Below are 15889 nucleotides of genomic sequence, written 5' to 3' on the forward strand. Positions count from 1 at the left end.
CACCGGCGGCAGCACCCCACCGAGTTGGGCAATACTCGCCCTGTGACAGTCGGGACGCAGCAGCGTGGGACCACCGTCGACGGCACCCCCGGGGAGCTCGCCGTCCCGGCCCTGGCCGCCGCCGACCTCGATCGGCTGCGGGCCTCGGTGGAGGCCGCGCTGGGCTCCTTCCTCACCGAGCAGCGGGCGACGCTGGCCGGCATGGCCGAGGAGCTGGTACCGGTGGCCGACGAGGTCGTCGCCGTGGCCGGCGCCGGGAAGCGGCTGCGGCCCGCCTTCGCCTACTGGGGCTGGCGGGGCTTCGTCGACGCCGGCGACCCGGCCGCCGAGTCCGACGAGGCGGTGCTCCGGGCGGTCGCCGCGCTGGAGCTGGTGCACAGCAGCGCGCTGGTGCACGACGACGTGATGGACGCCGCCGACACCCGGCGGGGCCGGCCGGCCACGCACGTCGGGTTCGCCGGGCGGCACGGCGGCGCCCAGCTCGACGGCGACGCGGACGCCTTCGGCGTGGGCGCGGCCATCCTGGTCGGCGACCTGGCGCTGGTCTGGTCCGACGAGCTGCTGCGCTGCTCGGGCATCTCCCCCGAGGCGCTGGCCCGGGCCCGCCCGGTCTGGGACACCATGCGCACCGAGGTCACCGCCGGCCAGTACCTCGACCTGCTGCGCGCCGCCGGCGGCCTGCCCGGCCCGGCCGGGGCGCTGGCGGTCGCGCGGTACAAGAGCGCCGGCTACACCGTGCAGCGCCCGCTGCAGCTGGGCGCCGCGCTGGCCGGCGCCGGGCCCGACGCGCTGGAGGTGTGCACCGCGATCGGCCTGCCGCTGGGCGAGGCGTTCCAGCTCCGCGACGACGTCCTGGGCGTGTTCGGCGACCCCGCGGTCACCGGCAAGTCCGCCGACGACGACCTGCGCGAGGGCAAGCGCACGCTGCTGGTCGCGCTCACCGAGGAGGGCACCGACGACGCCGGCCGGGCGCTGCTGGCCGGCGCGCTGGGCAACTCGGCGGCCGGCGCCGAGGAGCTGGACGGCGTCCGGTCGCTGATGACCCGCAGCGGCGCGCTGCGCCGGGTCGAGGAGCGGATCGCCGAGCAGACCCGCCGCGCCCGGGTGGCGATCTCCGCCGCCCCGCTGGCCGCCGACGCCGGCCGGGCGCTGGACGCCCTGGCCGTCGCCGCCACCTCCCGCGCCGCGTGACCGAGCTCGCGAGGTCACGGCGGGGCCGCAGCAACCGCACCCTGCGCACCGTCCCCGGCCGCACCGACCGCGTCGTCGTCGTCGGTGCCGGCCTGGCCGGGCTGTCGGCGGCGCTGCGGCTGCGCGGCGCCGGCCGCGAGGTCACCGTCGTCGAGCGCGGCAGCGGGCCGGGCGGCCGGGCCGGCGTGCTGACCCGCTCGGGCTACACGCTGGACACCGGCCCGTCGGTCTTCACCGCCCCCGAGCTGCTGGCCGACGCCTTCGCCGCGGTCGGCGAGCGGATGGAGGACCGGCTCACCCTGCTCCCCCTCGACACCACCTACCGGGCCCAGTTCGCCGACGGCGAGCACCTCGACGTGCACGCCGACCGGACCGCCTTCGCCGCCGAGGTGGAGCGGCTGTGCGGCCCGGCCGAGGCCGCCGCCCTGCACCGCTACCTCGACGACCTGGCCGAGCTGTACCGGCTGCAGCTGCGCACCTTCATCGACCGCAACCTGGACTCCCCGCTGGACCTGCTCGGCCCCGAGCTGCTCACCCTGGTGCGGCGGGGCGGCTTCCGCCGGCTGTCGGCCCACGTCGCCGGCTTCTTCGCCGACGAGCGGCTGCGCCGGCTGTTCAGCTTCCAGGCGCTCTACGCCGGGGTCTCGCCGTTCCGGGCGATCGCCGCCTACGCGGTGATCGCCCAGCTCGACATCGGCGCGGGGGTCTGGCACCCGGTCGGCGGCATCGGCGCCGTCCCCCGGGCGATGGCCGCGGCCGCCGCCGACGCCGGCGTGCAGTTCCGCTGGGACACCGACGTCACCGACCTGGAGATGTCCGGCGGCCGGGTGACCGGGGTGCGGCTGGCCGACGGCGAGCGGCTGGTCCCGGACGCCGTCGTGGTCACCAGCGACGCCCCGCACCGACTGGTGCCCCAGCTCCGCGGGCCCCGCCGGCCGGTGTACTCGCCGTCCTGCGTGGCGCTGCACCTCGGGGTGCGGGCCGAGCTGCCCGGGCAGGCGCACCACACGATCAGCTTCGGCGCGGCCTGGGAGCAGGTCTTCGACGAGCTCACCCGCGACGGCCGGCCGATGAGCGACCCCAGCCTGCTGATCAGCATGCCCTCGGTGACCGACCGGTCGCTGGCCCCCGACTCCGCGGACGGACGGCACTGCCAGGTGCTCAGCGTGGTCGCGCCGACGCCGAACCTCGACCCGCGCAGCGGCGGGAACCCCGACCTGGACTGGCCGGCCCTGGCGCCGCGCTACCGCGAGGAGCTGGTGCGGACGCTGGAGGCCCGCGGCTGGACCGGCATCGGGGACGCCGTGGAGGTCGAGGAGCTGCTGACCCCGGTGGACTGGGCGGCGCAGGGCATGGCCGCCGGCACCCCGTTCGCGCTCGCGCACACCTTCGGCCAGACCGGGCCGTTCCGGCCCTCGACGCTGCCCCGCCGCGGGCCGGAGAACGTGGTGCTGGCCGGGTCGTCGGTCCAGCCCGGGGTCGGGGTGCCGATGGTCGTGATCAGCGGCCGGCTGGCCGCCGAGCGGATCACCGGGCGGGTCTCGTGATCCCCCCGACCCGGGCGCAGCAGCAGGCGGCGCTGGACGCGGCCTACGCGCACTGCGCGGCGATCGCCGCCCGGCACGGCAAGAGCTACCACCTGGCCACCCGGCTGCTCACCCCCGACCGCCGGCCCGCGGTGCACGCGCTCTACGCCGCCGCCCGGACCGCCGACGACTTCGTCGACGTGCCCGGCGCCGACCCCTCCGGTGACCTGGCGACCTGGTCGAAGGCGCTGCTGGACGAGCTGTCCGACGGCTGGTCCGACGACCCGGTGCGGCTGGCCCTGGTGCACACCTACCGGCGGTACGACATCCCGCTGGAGCACCTGGTCGACTTCCTCGCCGCGATGACCAGCGACCTCGACGTCACCGGCTACGCCGACCTGGACGCCCTGGACCGGTACATGTGGGGCTCGGCGTCGGTGATCGGGCTGCAGGTCCTGCCCGTGCTGGGCACCGCCCCCGGCGTCGCGCGGGAGGAGGCCGCCCCGCACGCGATCGCCCTGGGCGAGGCCTTCCAGCTGACCAACTTCCTGCGCGACGTCGCCGAGGACGTCGACCGCGGTCGGGTGTACCTGCCCGAGGACCTGATGAGCGCGCACGGCGTGACCCGCGAGCAGCTGGCCGCCCGGCAGTTCACACCGGGCTTCCGCGAGCTGATGCGGGAGATGGTGGCGGTCACCCGCCGCCGCTACGACGACGCCGCCCCGGGCACGCCGATGCTGGCGCGGGAGTCCCGGGACTGCGTGCGGGCCGCCACCGCGCTCTACGGCGGCATCCTGACCGAGATCGAGAAGGCCGACTACCGGGTGCTCGAGCGCCGGGTGCGGGTGTCCAGGCCGCGCCGCCTGGCGGTGTTCGCCCGCCGGTTGACCGCCGCCCAGCTGGCCAGGGTCAGCAGCACCAGGGCGAAGCCGAACAGCAGGTCCTCGACCGGGGCGTAGGCGATCCGCGGCCCCCAGATCGCGTCCGGGTCGTAGGTGACCACGTCCAGGCCGGTGAGCACGCCGTTCATCAGCAGCTGGAAGACGATCACGATCGCGTGGGCGACCCAGAACACCGGCCGGGTGACCATCCGGGTGCGCAGCACGGCCAGGTCGACGACCAGGACGGCGACCAGCACGGCCACGGCGATCTGCGAGTAGGTCATGCGTCCGCCTCCTCCGCCGGGTAGCCGGCGTCCCAGCCGGTCACCTTCCGCACCGCCTCCAGCGCCAGCACCGCGCACACCGGGACGACGAGGAAGAACAGCACCTCCTCCACCGGGATGCCGCCGGGCAGCCGGACGTCGAGGGTGCGGGTGGCGCTGTAGTCCCAGTGCCCGGCGGCGATCGCGTACAGCACCCACACCACGAACACGACGAACTCCGGGACGACCGCCAGCAGCAGCCGCCGCCAGCGCGCGTAGACCCGCACGCCCAGCAGCAGCTCCAGCGGCGCGGTCACCACGAGGCAGCCGACCAGCAGCGACAGGTAGGTCAGGTGCCCCATGAGCCGGCGGCTACAGCGCCAGCGCCTGGGCCCGGCGGGTGACCTCGGTGTGCCGGTCGCCGCGCAGGGCCTCGATCGGCGTGCCGGGCAGCGAGTCGTCGGCGCGGAAGAGCCACTCGAAGGCCTCCTGGTCGGTGAACCGGCCGTCGTAGAGCACCGTGAGCAGCCCGGGCAGGTGCTTGAGGACCGCGCCGTCCTGCAGGAAGTCCGCCGGGATCTTGCTGTTGCCGCTGCCGGGCACCGCCATGAGCTTCCGCTCGGCGATGAGCTGGCGCACCTTGTTGGCCGAGACGCCGAGCTGCTCGGCGACCTCCGCAGGAGTGAGCGTGTCCATAGGCTCCCAGCCTATGGCGAGCGCAGACGACGCGGCGATCGGTCCCCGGCTGACCCAGCGGCAGCGCGCCGCGGACGAGCCGGCGCTGCCCGACGACCCGGACCGCGAGCCGCCGTTCCTGGACCTCGCGGCGCTGGAGCAGCAGGCGCGCGGGCAGCTGCCCCCCGACGTGTACGACTACTACGCCGGCGGGGCCGGCGCCGAGACCACGCTGACCGAGGCGCCCGGCTCCTGGCGGGCCTGGCGGCTGCGCCCCCGGGTGCTGCGCGGCGGGGCGCCCCCGCAGCTGGGCACGACGCTGCTGGACACCGCCGTCACCACGCCGGTCGGCGTCGCGCCCTGGGCCTACCAGGGCATGGCCCACCCGGACGGCGAACGCGCCACCGCCCGCGGCGCCGCGGCGACCGGGTCGCTGATGACCGTGTCCACCAGCGCGACCACCTCGCTGGAGGACGTCGCCGCGGTCAGCCCGGCCGGCCCGCGCTGGTTCCAGCTCTACCGGCTGCACTCCCCCGCGTACACCGACGACCTGACCCGCCGGGCCGGCCGGGCCGGGTACACCGCCCTGGTCCTGACCGTCGACCTGCCGGTGCTGGGCCGGCGGCTGCGCGACCTGCGCTCGGGCTTCGCGCTGCCCGCCGGCCTGCTGCTTGCCAACCACCCGCCGGTGCAGGGAGCCCAGCCGCCGTTGCGGGCGGCCGCGACCCCGAGCTGGACCTACGCCGACGTCGAGCGGTTCGCCGCGGTCTCGGGCCTGCCGGTGGTGGTCAAGGGCGTGCTCCGCGGGGACGACGCCGCGCGCTGCGTGGCCGCCGGCGCGTCGGCGGTGTGGGTGTCCACCCACGGCGGGCGGCAGGCCGACCCCGCGGTCGCCAGCGCCGAGGCGCTGCCCGAGGTGGTGGCGGCGGTCGGCGACGACGCCGAGGTCTACGCCGACGGCGGCATCCGGACCGGCTCCGACGTGCTGACCGCGCTGGCGCTGGGCGCCCGGGCGGTGTTCGTCGGCCGGCCGACGGCGTGGGGGCTGGCCACCGGCGGCGCCGACGGCGTGGCGCGCGTCCTCGGCGGGCTGACCGAGGAGCTGGCGCACACCATGGCCCTGTGTGGTCTGGACGACGTGCGCGCGGTGCCCCGGGACACCGTCGTCCGGGCGCCGTGGGCAGCCCGCTGAACGCGGCGCGCGGCCGGGGTCCGGTCCGCGGGCGCGCCGTGGCCGCCGGGCCCGGTGCGCGTCCACCTCGGCTGTCCCACCCGGCACTCCTGGCCACTCCAGCACTCAGGTGTCCAGACCGTGACCGCGCCGCCCGTGTTGCAGGGGTCGGCGCCTGCTCTCCGCTCCTAGACTCGCCCTCGTGGACACCGTCGTGACCGACCCCGTGGTCGGCCTCCTCCTCGAGGGGCGCTACCGCCTCGAGGAGCGGCTGGCGCGCGGCGGGATGTCGACCGTCTACGCCGCCACCGACCTGCGGCTGGACCGCACGGTCGCGGTGAAGGTGATGGCCGAGCACCTGGCCCACGACCCGGCGTTCGTCGACCGGTTCACCCGCGAGGCCCGGGCCACCGCGATGCTCAGCCACGTCAACGTGGTGTCGGTCAGCGACCAGGGCTCGGACCAGGGCCTGGTCTTCCTGGTGATGGAGCTGGTCCGCGGCCGCACGCTGCGCGACCTGCTGCAGGCCCGCGGCCGGCTCACCGTCGGGGAGGCGTTCGCCGTCCTGGAGCCGGTGCTCGCCGGGCTGACCGCCGCCCACCGGGCCGGCATCGCGCACCGCGACGTCAAGCCGGAGAACGTGCTGATCTCCACCGACGGCCAGGTCAAGGTCGCCGACTTCGGGCTGGCCCGCGCCGTGGCCGGCACCGGGCAGACCAGCCACACCGGCGGGGTGCTGATCGGCACCGTCGCCTACCTCTCCCCCGAGCAGCTCGAGCGCGGCCGCAGCGACGCCCGCAGCGACGTCTACGCCGCCGGGATCATGTTCTACGAGCTGCTCACCGGCCACCCGCCCTACGCCGGGGACAGCGCGCTGGCCGTGGCCTACCAGCACGTGCACCACGACGTCCCGGCCCCGTCGTCCGAGGCGCCCGGGGTGCCGTGGCAGGTCGACGAGCTGGTCGCCCGCACGACCCGGCGCGACCCGGCGGCCCGGCCGCTGGACGCCGGGGCCTTCCTCGCCGAGCTCACCGACCTGCGCGCCGACCTGGGCCTGGCCCGGGTGCCGGTGCCCACCGGCCGCCCGGCCGACAACCCGACCCAGACGCTGCGGCCGACCAACCGGCCGACGGCCCCGCGCCCGCGGCACCCCAGCGCCCCTGGCGGCGCCCCGCGCACCGAGGTGCTCGGCGGCCGGGTCGACCGGGCCCGCGGCACCACCGTGCTGCCCGGCACCGGTGCCGGCCCGACCACCGCCGTCGGCAGTGCCCGCCCCGGCCTGCCGCCCCGCGGGCCGGCCGCGCGACCGGGCGTGCCCCCGCACATCCGCCGCCGCCGGGCCCGCTTCGCGCTCGCCCTCGTGCTGCTGCTGGCGATCACCATCGGCGCCATCGGCTGGTGGCTGGGCTCGGGCCGCTGGACCGACGTCCCGGACCTGGTCGGCCAGGACAAGGACACCGCGATCGGCATGCTGCAGGAGGCCGGGCTCGACCCGGCCTTCGGCGAGGAGCAGTTCAGCGAGACCGTGGCCGAGGGCGAGGTCATCTCCGCCGACCCGGCCGGCGGCGGCGAGGCGATCCGCGGCACCGACGTGGAGATCGTCGTCTCCAGGGGCCCGGAGCGGTTCACCGTCTCCGCCGAGTTCACCGGCCAGCCCGCCGACGACGTCCAGGCGCAGCTGCAGCAGCAGTTCCCCCAGCTGACCTTCCAGCAGACCCAGGAGACCAGCGAGGACGTCGGCGCGGGCAACGTGATCCGCTTCGACCCGCCGGCCGGCACGCAGCTGCAGGCCGGCGCCTCGGTCACGCTCGTGGTCTCCTCCGGCCGGGCGCCGGTCAAGGTGCCCAACGTGGTGGGCCAGGCCCCGGACGCCGCGCAGGACACCCTCGAGCAGCTCGGCTTCGTGGTGCAGCGGGACACCGGGCGCAGCGCGGAGGTCGGCACCGGCCAGGTCATGACCGTCAGCCCCGGCCCTGGCGACGCCCAGCCCTACGGCAGCACCGTCACCATCACCGTGTCCGAGGGCGTCCCGCAGGTCACCGTCCCCGACGTCGTCGGCAAGTCCGAGAAGGACGCCACCGCCGCGCTGAAGGCGGTCGGGCTCAAGGCCTCCTCGACGTCCTTCATCGCCGGTGACCGCGTCTTCCAGCAGAGCCCCAAGGCCGGCGAGACCGTCGACCAGGGCAGCACCGTCCGCATCCTGATCAGCTTCGGGTGACCCTCTCCTCGTGACCTCCGGTACCACCGCGACGCCCGTCGGCGCGCACATCCAGATCAAGGGCGGCCTGGCGAAGGGCGGGCTGGCCTACACCGACGCGGTCGGCGCCCGCGCCGTCCAGGTGTTCGTCGGCAACCCGCGGGGCTGGCGGGCCAGCGCCGGGGACCCGGCCCAGGACGCCGCCTTCACCGCCGGCTGCGCCGAGCGCGGCGTGCCGTCCTTCGTCCACGCGCCGTTCCTGGTCAACGTCGGCTCGCCGAGCGCGGCGACCGTCGAGCAGTCGATCGCCACCATCCGGCACACCCTGGCCCGCGGCACCCAGCTGGGGGTCCGGGGTGTCGTGGTGCACGCCGGCTCGGCCGTCGGTGCCGACCGCTACGAGGCCGCGCTGGCCCAGCTGCACGAGCAGCTGCTGCCGGTGCTCGACGAGCTCCCCGAGGGCGCACCCCGGCTGCTCATCGAGCCCACCGCCGGCGGCGGGCGGTCGCTGGCGGCCACCGTCGAGGACCTCGGCCCGTACCTGGCGGCGCTGGAGGACCACCCGGCGGTCGGCGTCTGCTTCGACACCTGCCACGCCTGGGCCGCCGGGCACGACTTCTCCGAGCCGGGCGGGATGACGGCGACGCTGGACGCCCTGGTGGCCACCGTGGGTGCCGGCCGCCTCGGCCTGGTGCACGCCAACGACTCGCTCGACGCCTGCGGCTCCACCCGCGACCGGCACACCACGATCGGCGCCGGCTCGATCGGGACTGCCCCGTTCGCCGAGCTGCTCGCCCACCCGGAGGTCGCCGGGGTGCCGGTCGTGGTGGAGACCCCCAGCCAGGACGACGGCCACGCCAAGGACATCGCGCTGCTGTGCGCCCTGCGCGACGCCGCCCTGCTCCCCGCCTGAGCTCCCCGGCGCTGCCGGGGTCGGTCGCGGGGGTCGGAGACTCCCCGTCCGGGACCGGCCCAGCGGCTCAGCTCACTCCGGGGACGGCTCCTGGCCGCGGTGCGGCCCGGAGGGTCGCCATGTCACAGCTCGGCGATGACCTGGCTGACGACCTTGGCGGCGTGCTCGATGCCGGCGCGGTCGACGTCGAGGTGGGTGACCAGCCGGATCCGGTCGGCGCTGACCTGGCCGACCAGCACGCCCTGCGCCTTGGCCGCCTCGGCGACGGCGGGGGCGGGCACGCCCTGGACGACGACCATGTTGGTCTCCACGGTGGCCGGGTCGACGCCGAGCCGCTCGGCCAGCAGCCGGGCGTGCTCGTGGTCCTCGGCCAGCCGCTCGACGTGGTGGTCGAGCGCGTGCAGCCCAGCGGCGGCCAGCACGCCGACCTGGCGCATCCCGCCGCCGAGGCGCTTGCGCCACAGCCGGCCGGCGGCGATCCGCTCGGCACTGGCCACCAGCACCGAGCCGATCGGTGCGCCCAGCCCCTTGGACAGGCAGACCGACGCGGTGTCGGCCAGCTGCCCGTACGTCGACAGCGGGACGCCGCTGGCCACGGACGCGTTGAACACCCGCGCGCCGTCCAGGTGCACGTTGACCCCGGCCCCGCGGGACCAGTCGAACAGCCGCTGCAGCTCGGCGAGGGGCTGCACCAGCCCACCGCCGCGGTTGTGCGAGTTCTCCACGGCGACCGCGGCCGTCGCGGTCAGGTGCCAGTCGCCGTGCGGGCGCACCTGGGCGATGAGCTGGTCGGCCGACAGCCGCCCGCCCGCGGACACCACGGTGCGGGAGGACAACCCGAACAGCGCGGCCGCGGCGCCCATCTCGTAGGTGAGGATGTGCGCGTCGGCGTCCCCGAGCACCTCCTGGCCGGGCTCGCAGACCAGCCGCAGGCCGATCTGGTTGCCCATGGTCCCGGACGGGACGAACAGCGCGGCCTCGTGCCCGAACAGCTCGGCGACCCGCTCCTCGAGCGCGTTGACCGTCGGGTCCTCGCGGTAGACGTCGTCACCGACCTCGGCCTCGGCCATGGCCCGCCGCATCGCGGGGGTCGGCCGGGTGAGGGTGTCCGAGCGGAGGTCGACGGCGCCGCTGCTGGCAGCAGGGCCGTCGGTGTTGATCCCGTACATCAGCCGCGCAGCATCTCCGTGACGAGGAAGGCCAGCTCGAGGGACTGGCCGGTGTTCAGGCGGGGGTCGCAGGCGGTCTCGTACCGGCTGTTGAGGTCGGCGTCGCTGATCTCCATCGCGCCGCCCAGGCACTCGGTGACGTCCTCGCCGGTGAGCTCCACGTGGATGCCGCCGGGCCAGGTGCCCAGCCTGCGGTGGACGTCGAAGAAGCCGAGCACCTCGTCGACCACCCGGTCGAAGTGCCGGGTCTTGTAGCCGGTCGGCGACTCGTGGGTGTTGCCGTGCATCGGGTCGCACTGCCACACGACCTGGTGTCCGCTGGCGGTGACCTTCTCCACGATGCCGGGCAGCACGTCGCGGATCTTCCCGTTGCCCATCCGGCTGATCAGCGTCAGCCGGCCGGGGACGCCGTCCGGGTCGAGCCGCTCGACCAGCTCGGTGGCCTGCTCCGGCGTCGTGGTCGGGCCGATCTTGACCCCGATCGGGTTGGCCAGCTTGGAGGCGAACTCGATGTGCGCGCCGTCCATCTGCCGGGTGCGCTCGCCGACCCAGACGAAGTGCGCGCTCAGCGCGTAGGCGCGGCCCTCGTGCACCCGCAGCAGCGCCCGCTCGTAGTCCAGGATCAGCGCCTCGTGGCTGCTGTAGAGCTCCACGCCGCGCAGCGCCGAGTCGTCGACGCCGCACGCCTTCATGAAGGCCAGCGCCCGGTCGATCTCCCGGGCGATCACGTCGTAGCGCACCCCGGCCGGCGAGGTGGAGACGAAGTCCTTGTTCCAGTCGTGCACGGCGTGCAGGTCGGCCAGCCCGCCCCGGGCGTAGGCCCGGATCATGTTCATCGCGGCCGCGGAGTTCGCGTAGGCCCGCACCAGCCGGTTCGGGTCCGGGATGCGGTCGGCCAGCACCGGGTCCAGCGAGTTGACCATGTCGCCGCGGTAGGAGGGCAGGCCCAGCGCGTCGGTGTTCGAGCTGCGCGGCTTGGCGTACTGCCCGGCGACCCGGCCGACCTTGACCACCGGCACGCTGGCGCCGTAGGTGAGGACGACGGCCATCTGCAGCAGCGTCCGGGTGGTCGCCTGCAGGTGCGGCTCGGTGTTCAGGTCGAAGGTCTCCGCGCAGTCACCGCCCTGCAGCAGGAACGCCTTGCCCTGCGCCACGTCGGCCAGCTGTCGGCGCAGCGTGTCCACCTCGGCCGGCGCGACGATCGGCGGCACGGTCTGCAGGGTGGACAGCACGGCGTCCAGCGCGGCCCGGTCGGGCCACTCCGGCTGCTGGGCGGCGTGCAGCTCACGCCACCGGTCCAGGCCCGGGACCAGCTCAGCAGGTTCGGTGATGCTCACGAGTCCAGACTACGGCGCTCAGGCCCCGTCCCGAGGCTCGGCCCGAGCCTGCGAGGGCTGAGGAGGACGGGGTCCTTCATCAGCCGAAGAAGACCTCCGCCTCGGCGTAGCGCTCCAGCGGCACCAGCTTGAGCTGGGCGATGGCCTCGGCCAGCGGCACCTGGACGATGTCGGTACCGCGCAGCGCCACCATCACCCCCGACGCGCCCTCGTGCACGGCCCGGACCGCGGCCAGCCCGAACCGGGTGGCCAGCACCCGGTCGAAGGGCGTGGGCGTCCCGCCCCGCTGGACGTGCCCGAGCACCACCGCCCGCGACTCCCGGCCGGTGCGCTCCTCGATCACCCGCGCCAGCGCCTCCCCGATGCCGCCCAGCCGCTCGTGGCCGAAGGCGTCCCGCTGCCCGCTCGTCGTGGTGAGGTGCCCGTCGGCGGGGACGGCGCCCTCGGAGACGACGACGATCGGGCTGAAGCCGGAGTCGAACCGGTGCTGGCAGTGCTTGACGACGGCGTCGACGTCGAAAGGCCGCTCGGGGACGAGCACGACCGTCGCCCCACCGGACATGCCGGCGTGCAGCGCGATCCACCCGGCGTGCCGGCCCATGACCTCCACGACCAGCGCCCGGTGGTGGCTGTCGCCGGTGGTGTGCAGCCGGTCGATCGCCTCCGATGCGACGCCGACGGCGGTGTCGAAGCCGAACGTGTAGTCGGTGGCGTCCAGGTCGTTGTCGATGGTCTTGGGCACCCCGACGCAGCGGACCCCCGCGGCGGCGAGCCGGTTGGCCACGCCCAGGGTGTCCTCCCCGCCCACCGGGACGAGCGCGTCGATGTCCAGCCGCTCCAGGGTCGCCAGCAGCCGCTCCGGGCCGCCCTCGACCGCGTAGGGGTTGGTCCGCGAGGTGCCGAGCACCGTGCCGCCGCGCGGCAGCAGCCCCCGGGTCGCGGCGACGTCCAGCGCCACGACGTCCCCGTCGAGGACGCCGCGCCAGCCGTCCCGGAAGCCGACCACCTCGTCGCCGTACTCGGTGATGCCGGCCCGGACGACGGCGCGGATCACCGCGTTCAGGCCGGGGCAGTCGCCGCCGCCGGTCAGGATGCCGATGCGCACGTGCGCCTCCGAGGGCCCGTGGTGCCTGGTGAGGGGGCACATGTTGCCGCACCGGCGGCCCGCGCGGCAGTGGGCGCGACCCCGCGCGCGGAGGCACGCAGCCGTGCCGCGGAGGAGACCCCCGTCCCATTCCGGCCGGTCCGGTACCGGAGACCGCCGGGGCTGCCGATGCCCAGCCCGGCGGGACACCTCCCGCCGGGGCCAGACGGAGGAGCACCGGTGCGTCGCGGGATCAGGACCAAGGTGGTGGCGCTGGCGGTGGCCAGCGTCGCCGTCACCGGCGCGGCCATGGTCGGGGTGAGCGCCTGGCAGAGCGGGCGGTTCGCCGACGACGCCCGGGCCTCGGTCGAGGAGATGGTCGACGGCAGCATCCGGCAGACCGCCGACGGGGTGTACGACGTCGTCTCGACCCAGGGCGACTCCACCGCCGCGGTGGTCGACAGCGACCTGCAGGTCGCCGGCTACGTGCTCGAGCAGTCCGGTGGGCTCGGCCTGGGCCCGGCCACCCGGGACACCGTGACCTGGGACGCGAAGAACCAGGTGACCGGCGAGGTCACCACGGTCGCGCTCCCCCGCGTGCAGGTCGGGGACACCTGGCTGGGCCAGAACGCCGACGTCGCGACGCCCACCCCCGTGGTCGACCAGGTGCAGTCCCTGGTCGGCGGCACCGCGACGGTCTTCCAGCGGATGGACGACGCCGGCGACATGCTGCGGGTCGCCACCAACGTGGTCAGCGCGACCGGCAGCCGGGCCATCGGCACCTACATCCCGGCCGTCGCCGCGGACGGCACGGCCAACCCCGTCCTCGCCGCCGTGCTCGCCGGCCAGACCTACCGGGGGACGGCGTTCGTCGTCGACTCCTGGTACGTGACCGCCTACGAGCCGCTGTTCGACGCCGGCGGCCGGGTCATCGGCATGCTCTACGTCGGCGTCGAGCAGGAGTCGCTGCCGACGCTGCGGCAGAGCGTGCAGGAGACCTCGGTCGGCGAGCACGGCAGCGTCTCCGTGCTCGGCGCCACCGGCGACCGCGCCGGCACCGTGCTCATCAGCCGGGACGGCTCGACCGACGGCACCAGCCTGCTGGACGCGACGGACGCCGACGGGACCGCCTACGTCCAGCAGATCGTGGCCGCCGCCCGGGGACTGGAGGACGGCGCCCAGGCCACGATCCGCTACCGCGACGCCGCGACCGGCCCGCACACCGTCCAGGTCGCCTACTACCGGCCGTGGGACTGGGTCATCGCCGTCGACGCCCGGGACAGCGACTTCGCCGGCCCGGTCACCCGGATCGACGAGGGCCGCTCGGCGATGGCCACCGCGCTGGTCGTCGCCGCGCTGCTGGTCGCGGTCGCCGGCTTCGGGCTCGCCTGGGCGCTCGGCCGCCGGCTCACCGCACCGCTGGAGCAGCTGCGCTCCCGGATGGCCGAGATCGCCGACGGCGGCGGCGACCTGACCCAGCGCGTGGACGACTCCGCGCGCGACGAGGTCGGCGAGCTCGCCACGGCGTTCAACCGGTTCGTGGACAAGGTGGCCGGCACCATCCGCGACATCGGCGCCAGCGCCGGGTCGCTGGCGGTCTCGGCCGCCGGCGTGGCCCGGGTGGCCGACGGGCTCAGCGAGCGGGCCGCACGCAGCCGCGACCAGGCCCGGCACGCCCACCAGGCGGCCGCGGACATCAGCTCCGGGGTCACCTCCGCGGCCGCCGGCGCCGAGGAGATGGGCGCGGCGATCCGGGAGATCGCGCGCAGCGCCGGCGACGCCAGCCACGTCGGTCAGGGTGCGGTGGACCTGGCCGGGCGCACCGAGTCCGCGATCGCCGCGCTGGGCACCAGCTCCGCCCGGATCAGCGACGTGGTCGCGGTCATCTCCGCGGTGGCCGAGCAGACCAACCTGCTCGCGCTCAACGCCACGATCGAGGCGGCCCGGGCCGGGGAGGCCGGCAAGGGATTCGCGGTCGTCGCCACCGAGGTCAAGGAGCTCGCCCAGGAGGCGTCGCGGGCCAGCGAGGAGATCCACCAGCGGGTGCAGTCGATCCAGGCCGACACCGGCGCCGCGGTCGGCTCGATCAGCCAGATCGTGGGGGTCATCCGGGAGATGAACGACCACCAGACCACCATCGCCAGCGCGGTCGAGGAGCAGACGGCGGTGACGGCCGAGCTCTCCCGCAGCGTGAGCTCGGTGGCCGACGGCGCGACCGCGGTCACCGCGACGATGGACGACGTCACGACCGACGCCGACCGGACCGCCGCCGACGTCGACGCCGCACGCGCCGCCGCCCGGGAGCTGGACCGCCTGTCGGGTGAGCTCACCCGCCTGATCGCCGTCTTCACCGTCTGAGTGGAGTGCCACGGGCGCGTTCTCCGCGCCCTGGCACTCCGCTCAGCCGCGGGCGGCCTCCATCAGCTTCCAGCGGGCCAGGTTGTAGCGGGCGTCGACCAGCGCGTCGTGGGTGCCGGGCGGCTTGGGCGGGAAGTCCGGCCGGCCGACGTCCTCCCACCGCTGCCGCAGCTCCCGGGTGAACCGCGGGATCGACCGCGGCAGCGTCGGCATCGGGCCCCACAGCTGGGCCAGCGCGACGTGGTCGTACGCGGCGAACCAGGCCCACAGCTCGATCTCCTCCCCGGGCGCGGTGAGGAACGACAGCAGGTCCTCCCTGATCCGCTGCCGGCTGCGCCACGCCTTGTCCGCGGGCGGCGGCAGCTGGTCCAGCACGTTGCGGCGCACCCAGGGGATGGCCCGGTCGGGGTCGAACTCGGTGCTGACGGCGTAGAACTCCCGGCCGGTCTCGTCGACGACGCCGATCGAGACCAGGTCGATCGTCGTGCCGTCCTCGATGAACTCGGTGTCGTAGAAGTAGCGCCGCACACTCACCGGGACACCGTAGGCAGCGGCGCCGAGGCGCCGGCAGCCCGGTCCAGGTGCGCGAGCAGCAGCCACGCCCGGGCGGTGCCGGAGAACACCAGCGCCACGCTGAGCCCGGCGACCACGTGGGCCGCCCAGTCCGCCGTGCTGCAGGCGAACGCGAGGAGCGACAGGCAGACCGCCGCCGACAGCGGCAGGCCCCACTGCACCTGGCGGTCGTCGAAGGTGTCCGCGGTGTCGTCGTGCCGCAGGTAGGTGGCCACGTGCGCGACCAGACCGCACACCACCAGCCCGCCGGCGACCAGGAACCCGATCCGCCAGGACGCGCCGGGCATGAGCGCGACCAGGCCGCCCAGCAGCGGGACGAGCAGCTCCCCGACGGCGGACGCGGCGGCGGCCTCCTTCAGGCTCGCGCCGCGCCACCGGCGGGCGGTCAGCTGCAGGACCGCGAGCAGCACGGCGGAGGCGACGACCGCCACGACGGTCAGCGCCTGCAGGAACGCCTGCCACTCAGCACCCACGGAGGACTCCCCGGCGTCGGCGGGACACCTCGCGAGGATGCCGGGACGCGGGTGATCTGGCGAGACCGCCCGGCGCGG

14 protein-coding genes and 1 pseudogene are annotated in these 15889 nt (G+C 75.5%); 7 read left to right on the forward strand and 8 right to left on the reverse strand.

Annotation, left to right across the window (positions count from 1 at the left end):
* The first annotated feature begins 42 nt into the window (after nucleotides 1–42).
* From MODMU_RS16695 to MODMU_RS16705, 3 genes are read left to right on the forward strand one after another with little or no spacing between them, the layout of a single operon-like run.
* The gene (locus tag MODMU_RS16695; protein WP_014741494.1) at nucleotides 43–1191 is read left to right on the forward strand and encodes a polyprenyl synthetase family protein; all 1149 of its coding nucleotides are present in this window, start codon (nucleotides 43–45) and stop codon (nucleotides 1189–1191) included.
* Nucleotides 1188–2738 carry a phytoene desaturase family protein gene (crtI, locus tag MODMU_RS16700; RefSeq protein ID WP_014741495.1) on the forward strand — a complete coding sequence of 517 codons (1551 nt, stop codon included), beginning with the start codon at nucleotides 1188–1190 and terminating at the stop codon, nucleotides 2736–2738. Before MODMU_RS16695 ends, crtI begins: the two co-directional genes overlap by 4 nt.
* The gene (locus MODMU_RS16705; protein WP_014741496.1) at nucleotides 2735–3676 is read left to right on the forward strand and encodes a phytoene/squalene synthase family protein; all 942 of its coding nucleotides are present in this window, start codon (nucleotides 2735–2737) and stop codon (nucleotides 3674–3676) included. The genes crtI and MODMU_RS16705 overlap by 4 nt, the downstream gene beginning before the upstream one ends.
* Here MODMU_RS16705 and MODMU_RS29625 read toward each other — a convergent pair.
* From MODMU_RS29625 to MODMU_RS16715, 3 genes and pseudogenes are all read right to left on the reverse strand, one after another.
* A pseudogene (locus tag MODMU_RS29625) lies at nucleotides 3673–3882 on the reverse strand (lycopene cyclase domain-containing protein); the annotation flags it as partial. The gene MODMU_RS16705 and the pseudogene MODMU_RS29625 overlap by 4 nt on opposite strands.
* Nucleotides 3879–4223, reverse strand: coding sequence for a lycopene cyclase domain-containing protein (locus tag MODMU_RS16710; RefSeq protein ID WP_014741498.1), 345 nt, complete (start codon nucleotides 4221–4223; stop codon nucleotides 3879–3881). The pseudogene MODMU_RS29625 and the gene MODMU_RS16710, both read right to left, overlap by 4 nt.
* 10 nt (nucleotides 4224–4233) lie before the next feature.
* Nucleotides 4234–4557: an Rv2175c family DNA-binding protein gene (locus MODMU_RS16715; RefSeq protein WP_014741499.1), complete on the reverse strand. Its 324-nt coding sequence runs from the start codon at nucleotides 4555–4557 to the stop codon at nucleotides 4234–4236.
* 13 nt (nucleotides 4558–4570) lie between these two features.
* Between MODMU_RS16715 and MODMU_RS16720 the strand changes: the two genes are divergently transcribed.
* The 3 genes from MODMU_RS16720 (at nucleotide 4571) to MODMU_RS16735 (ending at nucleotide 8817) form a co-directional block, all read left to right on the forward strand.
* Complete coding sequence (locus MODMU_RS16720) at nucleotides 4571–5728, forward strand: alpha-hydroxy acid oxidase (RefSeq protein ID WP_014741500.1); 1158 nt, start codon at nucleotides 4571–4573, stop codon at nucleotides 5726–5728.
* Nucleotides 5729–5909: 181 nt separating this feature from the next.
* Nucleotides 5910–7925 (forward strand): Stk1 family PASTA domain-containing Ser/Thr kinase, encoded by a 2016-nt coding sequence (gene pknB, locus MODMU_RS27170; RefSeq protein ID WP_014741501.1) that lies wholly within the window; start codon nucleotides 5910–5912, stop codon nucleotides 7923–7925.
* 10 nt (nucleotides 7926–7935) lie between these two features.
* On the forward strand, nucleotides 7936–8817 hold the full coding sequence (locus tag MODMU_RS16735) for a deoxyribonuclease IV (RefSeq protein ID WP_014741502.1): 882 nt from the start codon (nucleotides 7936–7938) through the stop codon (nucleotides 8815–8817).
* A 122-nt stretch (nucleotides 8818–8939) separates the two neighbouring features.
* Here MODMU_RS16735 and MODMU_RS16740 read toward each other — a convergent pair whose 3' ends face one another.
* The 3 genes from MODMU_RS16740 to MODMU_RS16750 form a co-directional block, all read right to left on the reverse strand.
* Nucleotides 8940–9986 (reverse strand): threonine aldolase family protein, encoded by a 1047-nt coding sequence (locus tag MODMU_RS16740; RefSeq protein ID WP_014741503.1) that lies wholly within the window; start codon nucleotides 9984–9986, stop codon nucleotides 8940–8942.
* A complete protein-coding gene (locus MODMU_RS16745) occupies nucleotides 9986–11323 on the reverse strand; it encodes a class II 3-deoxy-7-phosphoheptulonate synthase (protein ID WP_014741504.1) in 1338 nt (445 codons plus the stop codon). Before MODMU_RS16745 ends, MODMU_RS16740 begins: the two co-directional genes overlap by 1 nt.
* Nucleotides 11324–11402: 79 nt before the next feature.
* Nucleotides 11403–12428, reverse strand: coding sequence for a 6-phosphofructokinase (locus MODMU_RS16750; protein WP_014741505.1), 1026 nt, complete (start codon nucleotides 12426–12428; stop codon nucleotides 11403–11405).
* Nucleotides 12429–12647: 219 nt separating this feature from the next.
* Between MODMU_RS16750 and MODMU_RS16755 the strand changes: the two genes are divergently transcribed.
* Nucleotides 12648–14765, forward strand: a complete 2118-nt coding sequence (locus MODMU_RS16755; protein ID WP_014741506.1) for a methyl-accepting chemotaxis protein — start codon at nucleotides 12648–12650, stop codon at nucleotides 14763–14765.
* A 42-nt stretch (nucleotides 14766–14807) separates the two neighbouring features.
* On the opposite strand, the gene MODMU_RS16760 is transcribed toward MODMU_RS16755, so the two are convergent.
* A complete protein-coding gene (locus tag MODMU_RS16760; RefSeq protein WP_085984752.1) occupies nucleotides 14808–15299 on the reverse strand; it encodes a polyadenylate-specific 3'-exoribonuclease AS in 492 nt (163 codons plus the stop codon).
* Nucleotides 15296–15811, reverse strand: coding sequence for a hypothetical protein (locus MODMU_RS16765; protein ID WP_014741508.1), 516 nt, complete (start codon nucleotides 15809–15811; stop codon nucleotides 15296–15298). The genes MODMU_RS16760 and MODMU_RS16765 overlap by 4 nt, the downstream gene beginning before the upstream one ends.
* Nucleotides 15812–15889 lie beyond the last annotated feature (78 nt).

It is taken from the genome of Modestobacter italicus (assembly GCF_000306785.1).
In the GTDB taxonomy this organism is placed as follows: Bacteria; Actinomycetota; Actinomycetes; order Mycobacteriales; family Geodermatophilaceae; genus Modestobacter; species Modestobacter italicus.